We start from the raw sequence: 13,903 nt of genomic DNA on the forward strand, positions 1-13,903 counted from the left end.
ATGATAGGATGGGACGTTCTTTCAGCGGCGCAGCTCCTGCGCTCGAGTACGCTCAGGGTCCCTGTCGAGCGATTCGGTGATGCTCACTCTACCCAGCTATCACTCCGTCAGCCGTTTCGATCCGAGAGGCGACTCCGCCCGATACCGCGCCGTCCGCGCGGACGACGGCGCCCCCGTGGTGCTCAAGGTGCTCGGCGCGGGCGGCTCGCGCATCGTGGACCGCGCCCGCGTCAAGCACGAGTACAAGCACATCGCGCGAATCGAGTCCGAGCGCGTCGTCAAGGTCTACGGCCTGGAGGAGCACGACGGGGAGCTCGTCCTCGTCCTCAAGGACAGCGCGGGCGACGAGCTCGAGAGCTACCTCGCGGCGCGCGGCAGTCTCGACGTGAAAAGGTGCCTCGAGCTCGCCATCTCCATGGCCGAGGCGGTGCGCGTGCTCCACGGACACGGGATCGTGCACGGCGCTGTCAGGCCGAAGAGCTTCCTCGTCTCCGGCGACGGTCAGGCCCGGATCCTGAACTACGGGGTTGACGCCGCGGTCACGCGGGAGCGCGAGTCGCTCTACAGCGATGCTGTCATCTCCGACGTGCTCCCTTACATCTCGCCCGAGCAGACCGGCCGGATGAACCGCAGCGTCGACCACCGCTCCGATCTGTACTCGCTCGGCGTGCTCTACTATCGCATGCTCACCGGGGCCGTCCCCTTCCAGGCGAGCGATCCGCTCGAGCTCATCCACGCCCACATCGCCCACATCCCCGAGCACCCCGCGGCGCGAAACGCCGCCGTGCCCGCCGCGCTCGGCGATGTGGTCATGAAGCTGCTCTCCAAGAACGCGGAGAACCGTTATCACTCCGCGAGCGGCCTCCTGGCCGACCTTCACGAGTGTCGGCGGCGCCTCGACCATGGCCAGCTCGATCGCTTCGACCTGGGCCAGCGCGACGCCGCGTACATGCTCCAGATCCACCAGAAGCTCTATGGTCGCGAAGAGAGCATCGAGCGCCTCACCGAGGCGTTCTTCGGGGTCCTGGGCGGCACGCGCAAGATCGTCCTCGTCTCGGGCTACTCCGGCATCGGGAAGTCCTCCTTGGTGCAGGAGATCCTGAAGCCCCTCGCCCGCGAGAAGGGCTATTACATCACCGGCAAGTACGACCAGTTCAATCGGGACCGGCCCCTCGGCCCGGTGCTCCAGGCGTTCGACGCGCTGCTCCGGCAGATCCTCTCCGAGAGCGAGGCGCGCATCGCGCGCTGGCGAGCGGCGATGATCGAGGGGCTGGGGAGCAACGCGCAGGTCATCTGCGAGGTCCTCCCCGCGCTCGAGTTCCTCGTCGGCGAGCAGCCGCCGGTGCCCTCCCTGGGCCCCGTCGAGGCGCAGAACCGCCTCAACCTCACCTTCCAGCGCTTCGTCTCCGTCTTCACGGGGCAGGGGCGCCCCATCGTCCTCTTCCTCGACGACCTTCAGTGGATCGACGCCGCGAGCCTGAGCCTCGTCAACGCGCTGCTCGAGGCCGAGGAGCTCGGGGCCTTCTTCTTCTGCGGCGCCTACCGCGACAACGAGGTGAGCCCCACGCACCCCTTCATCCGCGCCGTCGAGGAGCTCCGGAAGAGCGGCGTCGAGATCGAGCCCATCGTCCTCACCCCGCTCGAGCTCCCGCACGTCAAGGCGCTGATCTGCGACAGCCTCGGGCGCTCGGACTGCGCGCAGCTCGCGGCCCTCGTGCTGAAGAAGACGGGCGGAAACCCGTTCTTCATCAAGCGCTTCCTCAAATCGATCCACGACAGCGGCGCGCTGTCCTTCGATGAGGCCGGCCGCTGGTCGTGGGATCTCGAGGCGATACGCGCCCTCGAGTACACGGACAACGTCCTCGACCTCATGGGGAGCAACATCCGCCGCCTGCCCCCCGCCGCGCAGGACGCGCTCAGGCTCGCTGCGGCCCTCGGCAACCGCTTCGATCTGGGCACGCTCTCGACCGTCAGCGAGTGCTCCATCGACGAGTTTTACGGGCGCGTCGAGCCGGCGCTCAGGGAAGAGCTCATCGCGGGCGACGGCGCGTACCATCGCTTCGTCCACGACAAGATCCAGGAGGCCGCCTACGCGATGATCCCCGTCGAGGAGCGGCCGGGGCTCCACCACCGCATCGGGGTGCTCCTGCGGCAGCAGCTCGGGTCCGACGCGCGCTCTCTCTTCGACGTCGTGAACCACCTGAACCTCGCCGGCGACCTGATCCAGGACCCCGCGGCCCGCGTCGATCTCGCGCGGATGAACCTCGCCGCGGCCGAGCGGGCCGAGGAGAGCGCGGCGTTCGACGCCGCGCTCAAGTACCTGGCCGAGGGCATCGCCAGGCTCCCGGGCGATCCGTGGGCGACGGAGTACGAGCTCAGCTTCGCGCTCACAACGAAGATGGGCCTCATGCAGGGGCTCTCCGGCCGCCCGGACGACGCCCTCCCCACGCTGGAAGGGGCCGTGATCCACGCGAGGAGCCGGCTCGACAAGACGCGGGCCCACGGGCTCAAGGTGCGGGTCCACATCCTCAAGGCCGATCTGCACGCCGCCCTCGAGGAGGGGCTCGTGGCCCTGCGCGCCTTCGGGATCGATCTCCCGCCCTTCCCGTCGGACGAGGCGGTCGCCGGCGACGTCGAGGCGACGCTCAGGTTCCTCGACGGCCGATCGATGGAGTCGCTCTGCGATCTGCCGCGGCTCGCCGACCCCGAGGTCGCCGTCCTGCACAGCGTGCTCGAGGAGATGATCTCGTCCTGCTACTTCCTCGCGAGCAACAACTTCGGCTTCTGCGTGATGAAGATCCTCCGAGACACCGTGCAATACGGCGTCTCGCAAAGCTCGGTCTTCGCCTACGTCGTCTTCGGCCAGATCCTGTGCGTCAGCGGCCGGATCCCGCTCGGCTACGCCTTCGGCGAAGCCGCGGGCGAGATCCTCCGGCGCTATCCGGACAAGCGGAACGACCCGATCCTCGCCTGCATGTGGGGCGCGTTCGTCATGCACTGGCGGACGAGCTACGAGAAGGGGCGAGAGGTCCTGTTCTCCGGCATCCATGCCGGCCTGGAGACAGGACAGTACGTCTGGACCTTCTACTGCATGACCAACGCGAACACGGCGACCCTCCTGCTCGGCCGCCCCCTCGCCGAGATCAAGGCCGAATCGCAGTCGCTGCTGCCCATCAGGAAGTTCGACAGGTGGAATTTCATCACCTGGATGGTCTCCTGCGTTGGCCAGATCTGCGAGAACCTCATGAGCCCGGATCCTGGGCCGACGGAGCTGGCCGGCGAGTGGGTCCAGATCAAAGAGCTCGTCGACAGCGCGGTTCAGGTCAACAACCAGGCCTCGCTCTTCTTCACCATCTTCTACCGCCTCTTCCTGCGCGTGTTCCAGGGCGACCACGCGGGGGCGGCCGCGCTGGCGATGGAGGCGAACCCCACCATCATCGGGATCGCCGGCTGGCAGGGCAACCCGCCGTTCCACTTCTACGGCGGTGTCGCCCTCGTCCAGGCGGCCGACAGCGCGGATCCGGAGACCCGGGAGCGGTACCTCGACAAGGCCCGCGCCCTCGGCGAGAAGGTCGCCTTCTGGGCGAGCCATGCGCCCGACAACATGAGGCACCGCCACCTCCTGCTCGCGGCCGAGCTCGCGCGCGTGCGCGGCGACAGGCGAGAGGCGCTGGATCTCTACGACGAAGGGATCCGCGCGGCTGTCGAGGGCGGCTATCTCCACGACGGCGCCCTCGGCAACGAGCTCTGCGCGCGCTGCTACCTGGCGCTCGGCAGGACCACGAGCGCGCGCGCCTACATGACCGAGGCCCACGCCCAGTATGCGCGCTGGGGCGCCGCGAGCGCCATGGCCCGCCTCGAGCGCGACTATCCCGATCTCGTGCTGCTGCCCGCCCCTACCGGCGCAAGGACCGGCCTTGGGGGAGACCTCGACCTGCGCAGCGTGCTCAAGGCCTCTCAGGCCCTCGCCGGGGAGATCGTCCTGTCCCGGCTGCTCGAGGCGCTGATGCGCATCATGCTCGAGAGCGCCGGCGCGCGCCGCGGCTTCTTGATCCTGAAGGGCGACGGGCGCCTCACCGTCGAGGCCGCCGGCGACATCGCCGGCGGCGTCGAGCGGATCGCCTCGACTCCTCTGGATTCCCGCTCCGATCTGGCCGTCAGCGTGGTCCAGTATGTCGCGCGGACCGAGGACAGCGTCGTCATGGCCGACGCCCCGAGCGATCCCGCCTTCGGATCCGACCCGTATATCAAGGCCGTCCAGCCGCGATCGCTCCTCGCGACGCCCATCTTCCACCAGGGGCGCGTCCTCGGGATCGTCTATCTCGAGAACGCGCTCGCCAGCGCGGTCTTCACGCACGATCGCGTCGAGCTCCTCGGCCTGCTCTCCTCGCAGGTCGCCGTCTCGCTGGAGAACGCCCGCCTCTTCGCCCAGCTCGAGGACAAGGTGGAGGCCCGCACGGCCGAGCTCCGCGCGGCGCACGCCGAGCTCGGCGTGCTCCATGCCGCGCGGGAGCGCGAGCAGGAGGAGCGGATGCTGGAGCAGCGCGCCCTCATCGAGCAGCAGCGCGAGGTCATCCACGCCCTCTCCGCCCCCATCCTCCAGGTCTGGGATGGCGTCCTGGCCGTGCCGCTCATCGGCGCCCTGGACGGCGAGCGCGCCGGCGAGCTGATGCAGAGCCTCCTCAACGCGGTCTCACGCGGCGACGTGCGCTTCGCCCTCCTCGACACCACGGGCGTCGAGACCATCGACGAGGCCGTCGCCGACCACCTCGTCCGCATCATGCGCGCCGTCGAGCTCCTGGGCGTCCGGCCGATCGTCACCGGCATCCGCCCCGCGGTCGCGCGCACCATGACCTCTCTCGACGTCGACCTGCGCTCCCTCCGCACGCACGCCACCCTGCGCGAGGCCCTCAAGTTCTGCATGCGGCGCCTCGCGGGCCGCTGAGCCTGCCGGCTCCGCATCGCGGCGAAGGGCCGCCGCGGGCGCCTCGGCCCAGGGCGCGCGCCGGCGTCGTTCGCGCGCGGCGGCGGGCTCCCTCCGGGCTCAGGGCGAGCAGGTCCCGGTACCGTTGTTCTCCGCGAGCACGCCCTCGGGCGGCCCGTCGAGGCGCTCCACGAACGCCTCGACCTCGCAGCTCGGCAAGCTCTGGTTGCCGATGATCTCCATCCAACCGATCATCCGGGCGCCCAGGCCTCGGAGCGTCGCGAGCGAGCGGTTCCCCGCGACGATGAGGCTACCGAGCTCTGCCAGGCCCTCGAGTCCCGCCAGCCCGAGCAGCGCGTCGTTGTCCAGGACGACGAGCTGGCCCACGCGGACCAGGCCGCCCAGAGCGTCGATATCGACGAGCGATTCGTTGCCCTGGAGCGACACGGTCTCGGTCACGCCGTCGCCCGCGCTGAGCGAACCGAGCCCGTCGAGACTGGTGAGCGCGCGGTTGCCGACGATCTCGATCCCGTTTCGGACGTTGCGGAGGCCGCTCAGGGCCCGGAGATCCGTGAGCCGGGGATTGTTCGCGATCGACAGCAGAGAGAGATCCGAGATCTGCTCCATGCCTGTGAGGCTCACGAGCCCGGTGTTCTGGGCCAGGGAGAGCACCGACAGCTCGGTCACGCCGGCGAGGGCGGACAGGTCCGCCAGGTAGCCACAACCGACGATGGACAGCTCTTGCAGGCGCGTCAGGCCGCCGAGCTCGATCCTGATGAGCTTGGGGTTGGAAATCAAAAAAAGCGACGGCACGTCGCCCGAGTCCGAGCGAAGATGCGCGAAAGCGTCGGCGATCGCCAGCTCGGGATTCGATTCGACATAGGCATACATGACACCACGCAGCGAGAACAAGCCCGTGAGGGTGGTCATCGACGGATTGCCGCTGATGTTGAGGCCGTCGACGGTCTCGAGCCCCCCGAGCCCGATCAGGTCCCGGAGGCGATCGTTCCGCGCGATGGCGATGGATCCCGCATGACGGAGGCGGTCGAGGCCGTACAGCGAGTCCAGCTGCGGGTTCTCCGACAACATGAGGTACTGGACGGTCGTGAGGTTCCCGACGCCGCCCAGCTTGAAGAGCCCGTCGTTCCCGGAGATGTTGAGCTCCTCGAGATCCTCGACGGTCTCCAGGCCGTCGAGGCTGTCCAGCGCGTCGTTGTCGATCACGCTGATCCGCCCGCGGCGCAGGTTCACGGCCCCACGCAGCGACTCCAGCCCGTCGTTGCCCTCGATCCAGAGCTCCCCTTCCTCGAAATTCTCGATTCCTGGCAAGAACAGGAGCGCATCGTTGTCGATCAGGCGGAGCGACCCCCGGCGGAGGCCCTGCAGGCCGTCCAGCGACACGAGGTTGTCATTGCCCTCGATCAACAGCACCCCTTCCTCGAACCTTTCGAAGCCTGACAAGCTATCGAGTTCATTGTTGTCGATCACGTGCACTTCATGGGCGTTCAGCCCGACGCCGGCGACGCTCTCGAGGATCGGGTTCTCACGGATCTCGATGATCCCCTCGACCTGTTGGAGGTTCGGAAGCTTGCCGAGGCGGAGCAGCGACGCGTTCCGCGCCACCTCCAGCTGCGCCCCGACGCGGGATAGGGAGTCGAGGCCGTCGAGGCTCGACAGCTGCGTGGTGTCGCTGATCACGAGGTGGCCCGAGATGGTCGTCAGACACGCGAGCGGGGACAGGTCGGAGACCTCGCCGCCGATGTTGAGCCTGCCATTGAGCACGGTGACGCCGCGCAGCTTCTCGAGAGCCTCTTGGCGATTGACGTTCCAGGTGCCGCTCTCCACGCGGGTCGGGTCGCACCCCGGCTCGGCGCCCCCCGCGCCACCCGCGCCCGCGCCGCCGGCGCCCCCAGCACCCCCGACCCCCGCGGCCCCGACGCCCGGCTCGCTCGGCCCACCTCCCGAGGATGGACCGCCTGAACTGGCACTCGCGCCGATCGCTGGGTCGCCCGAGCTCGATGACGTGGCGCCGGCACCGCCAGCCCCTGCCGTCGATCCGACCTCGCCTTCCTCCGCCGAAAGTCCCTCGATGTCGAGCGCGTCCCGGGCCCCACAGGCCGACGCGAGCGCAATCACCGCAAACACGCCCACCCACCACGGGTTCCGCATGCCGCGAGGTTGGGCTCACGGCGATCCCGCGTCAAGGACGGCCGGGTGCTGGAACTGTGCGCTTACTGCACGGAAATTTTGCAGGAGATGCGGAGCGCGTCGTGCCCGTCTCGCTCGTCTGGGACCGCTGACAGGTCCGCTCAGGGTGGCTGTGGCGTGAAAGCGGTTCTTCGGTGCATGGATCATCTGTTGATAGAGCGCCGCGTTAGCAGGAGGGGTCGCTTGCGATCTCGCACACGCAGCCTGATCACCGCGGCGCTGGGGCCAGGGCGCCAGGGCGCGCGAGCTTGCGCCGCGCTCGTCTCTGCGCGATCGTCTCGCCATGCAATTCGTCGAGGTGCTCACCAGAGACGGCATCGCCGAGGTCACGCTGAGCCGACCGAAGGTCAATGCCATGAACCAGGCGGTGCTCCGCCAGCTGGCCGACGTCTTCCAGCGGCTCGCGGAGGACGACGCCGCGCGCGGCGTGCTCGTCCGCGGCGCAGGCAACTGCCTGTCTGCGGGCCTCGATCTCCGCGAGGTCGCGTCGCTCGATCGAGAGGGGCTCGGGAGCTTCCTTGACGACTTCGACGCCGCCTTCGGCGCCGCTTTCCGTTTTCCGAAGCCGTTCGCCGCCGCCGTTCACGGCCATGCGATCGCGGGCGGCCTCCTGCTCGCGATGTGCGCTGACTTCCTCGCCCTGGGCGCCGGCGACTACAAGGTCGGTCTCCCCGAGCTCGCCGTGGGCATCGCCTTCCCGCGCGTCGCCTTCGAGATCGCCCGGACCGCCTCTCCCGCCCGCGCGCTCCGGAGGCTCGTCTTCGGCGCGGAGCTCCATTCCCCCGCGAGCCTCTTCGACATGGGCGTCGGCGACGCGCTCTCCGCCGAGCCGCTCGAGGACGCGCGCCGCTTCCTCGCCACGGCGTGCGGCCGCCCCGCCGCGGCGTTCCGCCTCGCCAAGGCGAGCCTCCGCAGGGACGCGTGGGAGCGGGTCGCGGCGCAGCCGACGGCCGAGCGGGAGGCCCTGATGGACGCGCTCCTCTCCTCGAAGCAGGCCTTTCTGCCGGCATGAACGCGCAGCCCTCGACGCAGAAAAGCCGTCGCTCGCGCCCCTGAGCAGGCCAGTCACCGACATCCCCGCCTCCTCGCCGTCACGTAGAGTCCGGCGCTCTCATCCAGTCGCGCCGCCACGCCGCACACGACGATTGACCGACGATCCTCCGGACGATCGGGCTCCCTCCTGGAGAGGCGATGTTCGTTCGATCGCCTATCCACGCGTCGAGGTGGCCACCGTCATTGCACAGCCTGCCGGAGCGATGAATCGATGAGACCGCCTGTGCGCGACGAGCGCCCCGACGACCACATTGTCATCGTCGCGTGCGGCGGGCGCAGATCGGCGGACACAGCCGCGATCAAAGTAATGCTGCCGGGAATGACGACTTCACCTAATCGATCAACTGAGCTCACGGGAACGCCCTGATTCACTTATTCATATTGGACGGAACCCTGCGGCTCACTTGATCTTACCGGTGGATCAGCCCCCACGCCACCGCCGCGGTCGCTCTCCTCGATCGGCTGAAGCGCGATCTGGAGACGTGACGCGGGAGGCTCCGCGTCACGACGGCGGGACGACGGCGGTGGCGGGCGTGACCACCACCTTCCCCCGCGCGCGACGGCTCTCCAGATAGCGGACCGCCTCCGGTACCCCGCTCAAGGGATAACGCCGATCGAGCACCGGCCTGACCGTGCCCGCTTCGATCAGCTTCGTCAGGGCGATGAGATCGGCGGCGCTCGGACGCGACGCGTGCGCCTTCATCGCCTTCGACCCGGACCATCGCCCCAGGAGCGCGACCCGCAGAAACGCGCCCGTGGTTCCTCCGACGAGCACGTACGTGCCGCCATCGCGGAGCACGCGCCGGTAGTCCGAGACGGATCGGTAAGCCGCCGCGTCCACGATCAGGTCGTACTCGTGCCCGCTCCGGGTGACGTCCGCGCGCGTGTAGTCGACGACGTGATCGGCGCCCAGCGACCGCACCAGATCGAGGTTCCTGGTGCTGCACACCCCTGTCACCTCCGCGTTCAGGGCCTTCGCGATCTGGACAGCGAACGTCCCCACCCCTCCGGAGGCGCCGTTGACGAGCACCCGCTGCCCGGCCCGAGCCCGCCCGCAGTCGCGGAGCGCCTGGAGCGCAGCCAACGCCGCCAAGGGGACGGCCGCAGCTTCCTCGAAGCTCACGTTCGACGGTTTCGGGGCCAGCGCCTGCTCCGACGTGCAGACGTATTCCGCGAAGCCTCCCCACCCGTGAGCGGACAGATCCCCGAACACCTCGTCGCCCACCCGGAACCGGGTCACGTTCTTCCCCACCGCCTCCACCCGACCGGCGATGTCGGCGCCGGGCACCCGGTGCTTCGGCGCGAAGAGCCCGAAGCCGAGAAACCGAAGGAAGAACGGATCCGCCCGCATCATGTGCCAGTCGGCCGCGTTCACCGACGCGGCCTCGATCCGCACGAGCACACCGTCGTCCCTGAGCGCGGGCATGGGGATCTCCTCAAGCCGCAGGTTGTCCGCCGAACCGTATTCGTACTGAACAATCGCCTTCATCGCATTCTCCCGGGGCGAGCCCCTTCGCCGCCCGCTGCGAGGGTGGTTCCGGAGGCCGCACGCCGCCGCTCCACGCAGGAGCCTTTCAGCTCCTAGCGGGAGGACCGTGCCTCGAGCCGGCCCCTGGCAGCGCCTACCCCTCGTGGCGATGCTCCCCGCGCGCCCCCTCGCCGTCCGCGGCAGCGAGCGTCGCCCCCAGGGCGCTCAGCCCACCGTCGACGGGGGCACGCCGAACCGCTTGCGGAACGCGGCCGCGAACTTGCTCGGGTTCTCGTACCCCACCCGCTGCGCCACCTCGGTCACGTTGCACGCCCGCTGGCGCAACAGGCGATGGGCCTCTTCCAGCCGGTGGTTCCGGAGGTACGCGAAGACCGGCGCGCCGAAGAGCGCGCGGAACCCCGCCTTGAGCTTCACCTCGTTCAGCCCGGCGTGCCGGGCGAGCTCCGGGAGCGTCGGCGGGTCCACCATGCGCGCCAGCAGGGCGTGCCGCGCCCGCTCGAGCCGCGCGATGTCGTGCTGCGAGAGGAGCGGCGACGCTGCGCTCTCGCTCTCCTCCAGCTGATCGACCATGGCCGCCATCAGCTCGAGCCCCTTGGCCTCCAGGTAGAGCTGCCGGGAGAGACCCCTGGCGTCGCAGCCCAGGATCTCGTCGAGCAGCCGGTACAGGGTCGGCGACATGGCGTGCGTCGCGCGCGGGTAACCCCCGGTGTGGGCCACGATCCGCTCGAGGGGCGCAGGCAGGACCTGCGAGCCCAGGAGCTCGCGGAGCCGCCATGCGTCGATGGTGAGGCAGAGGCTGTCCTGATCCTGACCGACGGCCGACTCGTCCCATTCGCACACGAGCTTCAGCGGCCTCTTCACCTGGCCGATGCGGAATGTCCCGCCCCCGAGGAGAAAGCCGTCTCCCTCGCTGCTCCTCACCCGCATGTGGGGTCCTCGCGACAGGACGAACTCCAGCCCCGTCGGCGCGTGGTCGATGACCATCCCCGACGCCCACGCCCACCGGCACCGGCTGGCGGAGAGGGAGATGCCGGAGCGCAGCGTGGAGGCGCTGATGAGGCCCGTGTTGCCCTGCAGGTCCCAGCGCACCTGGCGCTCGAACGGGGTGGGCGTCTCGATGGGCGCGGCGCCCTGGAGGATCCCCGCCGCGAACGTCTCGAGATCGCGCTCGCTTCCCTCGATCCTCATCGCCTCCATGCGGACGTTTTAGCACGTGCCGCGCCCGGCTGGCCGCCAGTGAGGGACCAGCTCACCCTCGGTCCTCGGTCCTCGGACGATGCGCTGGCACGTCGCGACCGCATGGGCGCCCGGGCCCTCACGGGGGAGCCTGCCGGTGCTGGATGGCGTGCTCTGTGCGATCGCGGACGGGCAACGTTCGCTCGCCGGGCGTGCTCAGCCCGCGCTCCGGAAGATGACGGCGGTCCCGAGCGCCGCGCCGGCTGGAACGAAGATGTCCCCGGAGGCCGACTCCCTCAGCGGGAAGCCGTTCTCCTCCAGCAGCTTCCCCGCGGCGCCGACGTCCCGCACCGCGACCGCGTAGGCCACGAAGGCCGGGAGCGCGGGGGCGCGCTCGCCCGGCAAGATCGCCTCCAGATCGGAGTCGGCGACGAGGGTGATCCGGGAGCCTTCGAGATCCAAGACGCGCGTCGGTCCGTCGGCGCGGGCGCTGCGGCCAGTGTACTTCTCGTAGCGGCGCTCGACCTCGGGCAGATCAGCTTCGGCCACGCAGAGCACGGCGTCGACGAGGTCCACCGCGCCGTTCGGATGATCCATGTGCAGCTGCGTCTGCAGCAGCTCCGCCTGCAGGTCCTCCACCATCGCGATCCTCCCCTCGGGGACGCGGCCTGACCCGGCCTCCTCCAGATCGCCGCTGTCGAGCTCGAGCAGGCGGACCGGCGCCATCCGGAGCCCCTCCGCGGTCTCCACCGGCCGCTGCACGGTGTTGACGCCCCCGTGACGGACGCCCTCCGCGCTGAGGCGGCCGGCGAGGGCGGCGGCGTCGGGCGCGCCGAGCACGAGGATGTGCAGGCCCTGGAAGCGCGCGAGGCACGCGGCGATCCTGGCGACCGTCGCGCGGATGGCCTGCATGATCCGCGGCAGGTGCTCGGGGGGAGCCTGGAGGGGGATGATCTTCGCGCCGGCGGGGATCCGGGCGGAGCCGTCGTCCCTGACGCAGGTCATCAGCTCGACAAAGCTGCGCGGGAAGTCGGCGTGGGTGTTCGCCGCGCCGAACGGCCGGGTAGGCTCGCCCTCCACGGGCGACAGCGCGGGGTAGGCGGGCGGCGACAGATGAAAGCCTAGTCGGGTAGGCCGGGGTCGACTACCCCCCGGCCCCCCACAGATCCGGACGTGCGGAATTCCCGCATCCGGCTCTTCGGGACACGGGTTCGCTACGAGCGGGCAGGAGCGGGGTGCGTGATGCGCGGCCGCGGAAGGGGGTACCTCTCCAGCGATCGGTGCATACGCTCCCAGGTCATCTTGGCGTTCTGCGAGCGGCGATCGAGCCACTTGCGCCACACCGCCACGACCTCCCAGGCGAAGCGACGGAGCGCCTCCGAGTTCCCGGTGATCCCGTAGTACTCGTAGTGACCCCGCAGCTTCATGGCCAGGCCCTCCTGCTGGCTGTTCAGCTCATCGTGCATGTGGTCCCTGCACCACTCCGCCACGCGCCGCAGCGCGCGGCTGAAGCGGTCCTTGGCGGTCCTGCGTTTGATCGCCCAGTTGCCTCGCCGCGACCTGCCCCAGTGATGCGTGAAGCCGAGCAGCTCGAACGTCGACGGCCACGTCGGCGACGCCCCGCCGCTCGGCGGGGGTCTCTTCGGCGGCCGCCGGAACGGCAGCAGGCGCGTCTTGTCCGGGTGCAGGCTCAGCCCGTACTTGCCGAATCTCTTCGGTAGCACGGCCATCACCCGGCGCGCGTCTTCTTCCAGTTCGAACAGCAGCACCGCGTCGTCCGCGTAGCGGATGAGATGTGCCCTGCCTCGAAGCCGAGGTCGGACGTCGCGCTCGAACCACGTGTCGAGCACCTCGTGCAGGTAGATGTTCGCCAGGATCGGCGAGATCACACCGCCCTGCGGTGTGCCGGCCTCCGGGTAGCTGACGCTACCGTCTTCCTGCACTCCCGCGTGCAGCCACTTGCTGATGAGACGGAGCAGCACGCCATCTCGTACCCTGCGGCGCAGCGCAGCCATCAGGTGCTGACGGTCCACCGTGTCGAAGAACTTTCGGATGTCGACCTCGATGACCCATCCACCCGCCATCTCCATCGCCTTGTCCCAGAACGACGCGAGCGCTTGGTGTGCCGAGCGGCCAGGCCGGAAGCCGTACGAGCAGTCAAGAAAATCCTGCTCGAAGATGGCTTCCAGCACCATCGCCACCGCGCGCTGCAGGATCTTGTCCTCGAAGGTCGGGATGCCGATCGGGCGTGTTTCCCCGTTGCCCTTCGGGAGGTGGACCCGCCTCACCGGCGGCGCGCGGTACGTGCCCGCCTTGGCTCGTTCCAGCAGCGACCGGAGGTTGTCCTCCAGCTGCTCCGCGTAATGCTCCGCGGTCTGCCGGTCCACGCCGGGCGCGCCGTCCTTGCGCGTTCGTCGGTAGGCTTCGCGCATCCAGTCCAGGTCGATGTGATGGGCGAGCGTCGTCAGCCCCATGCTGGGAGCTTGCCGCGCCAGCTCCGCTATCCGTTCGAGTTTCGTGCAGACGGTTTCGGAGCCCGATGTCTCCTTCATCTTTCCCTCCAACGATCCCGTGTCCCGGTGCTCCCCTTCCCTCCACGGGGTCCCTCGGGTTGGTTCCCCCGCTTCCGCGGTACTACGAATGCACTCCGACTTCCCGCCGCCCCCGCTCCGCTCGCTTGCGCTCCGCTCGGCGGTTCCACCTCTCGGTGGAGGCGGCGGGATCTCCCAGGTTCCTCGGGAAACCCTTGCGTACGTGCCCTGGTCTCTGACCCCGGTGGGTCGCCGCGCCAGGCCCTGCGAGTGGGGGCTACCCGGGCTCGCTCTTGACGCGACGATGTTGCCTTCCGCTACGCTCACGGCGTCGGCCCCACGACTTCCGTTCTTTCGAGGCTCTATCCCACGGCCCGCACGCTCGCTGTCTACGCTTCGCGCCGCCGGTCACCCAGCGCCACGCAAGACTCGCTTCCGGCTGGTGGGCCAACCTTGCCGGACGGGACTCTCACCCGCCGGGTTTCTTCGCGAAGTTTCAGCTCATCGCATCCTCCTCGCCCA

At 69.5% G+C, this 13,903-nt stretch carries 7 protein-coding genes; 2 read left to right on the forward strand and 5 right to left on the reverse strand.

Going from position 1 to position 13,903, the window contains the following annotated elements; genetic code table 11:
* The first annotated feature begins 79 nt into the window (after window positions 1–79).
* Window positions 80–4,945: an AAA family ATPase gene (locus WMF46_RS34560; RefSeq protein WP_437981094.1), complete on the forward strand. Its 4,866-nt coding sequence runs from the start codon at window positions 80–82 to the stop codon at window positions 4,943–4,945.
* Window positions 4,946–5,044: 99 nt separating this feature from the next.
* Here the strand turns inward: WMF46_RS34560 and WMF46_RS34565 are convergent, their stop codons facing one another.
* On the reverse strand, window positions 5,045–7,069 hold the full coding sequence (locus tag WMF46_RS34565; RefSeq protein WP_437981095.1) for a leucine-rich repeat domain-containing protein: 2,025 nt from the start codon (window positions 7,067–7,069) through the stop codon (window positions 5,045–5,047).
* 346 nt (window positions 7,070–7,415) lie between these two features.
* Here WMF46_RS34565 and WMF46_RS34570 point away from each other — a divergent pair, with 346 nt between their 5' ends.
* Window positions 7,416–8,144, forward strand: coding sequence for an enoyl-CoA hydratase/isomerase family protein (locus tag WMF46_RS34570; RefSeq protein ID WP_437981096.1), 729 nt, complete (start codon window positions 7,416–7,418; stop codon window positions 8,142–8,144).
* 543 nt (window positions 8,145–8,687) lie between these two features.
* On the opposite strand, the gene WMF46_RS34575 is transcribed toward WMF46_RS34570, so the two are convergent.
* The 4 genes from WMF46_RS34575 to ltrA form a co-directional block, all read right to left on the reverse strand.
* Entirely contained in the window at window positions 8,688–9,674 is a 987-nt protein-coding gene (locus WMF46_RS34575; protein WP_437298591.1) for an NAD(P)-dependent alcohol dehydrogenase, read from the reverse strand.
* A gap of 204 nt (window positions 9,675–9,878) precedes the next feature.
* Window positions 9,879–10,862 carry a helix-turn-helix transcriptional regulator gene (locus WMF46_RS34580; protein ID WP_437981097.1) on the reverse strand — a complete coding sequence of 328 codons (984 nt, stop codon included), beginning with the start codon at window positions 10,860–10,862 and terminating at the stop codon, window positions 9,879–9,881.
* 204 nt (window positions 10,863–11,066) lie between these two features.
* The gene (locus WMF46_RS34585; RefSeq protein ID WP_437987964.1) at window positions 11,067–12,032 is read right to left on the reverse strand and encodes a VOC family protein; all 966 of its coding nucleotides are present in this window, start codon (window positions 12,030–12,032) and stop codon (window positions 11,067–11,069) included.
* 32 nt (window positions 12,033–12,064) lie between these two features.
* Entirely contained in the window at window positions 12,065–13,402 is a 1,338-nt protein-coding gene (gene ltrA, locus WMF46_RS34590; protein WP_437981098.1) for a group II intron reverse transcriptase/maturase, read from the reverse strand.
* Between the last annotated feature and the right edge of the window lie 501 nt (window positions 13,403–13,903).

Origin of the sequence: Sorangium sp. So ce117 (assembly GCF_051524395.1) — a bacterium.
Taxonomy (GTDB): Bacteria; Myxococcota_A; Polyangia; order Polyangiales; family Polyangiaceae; genus Sorangium; species Sorangium cellulosum_B.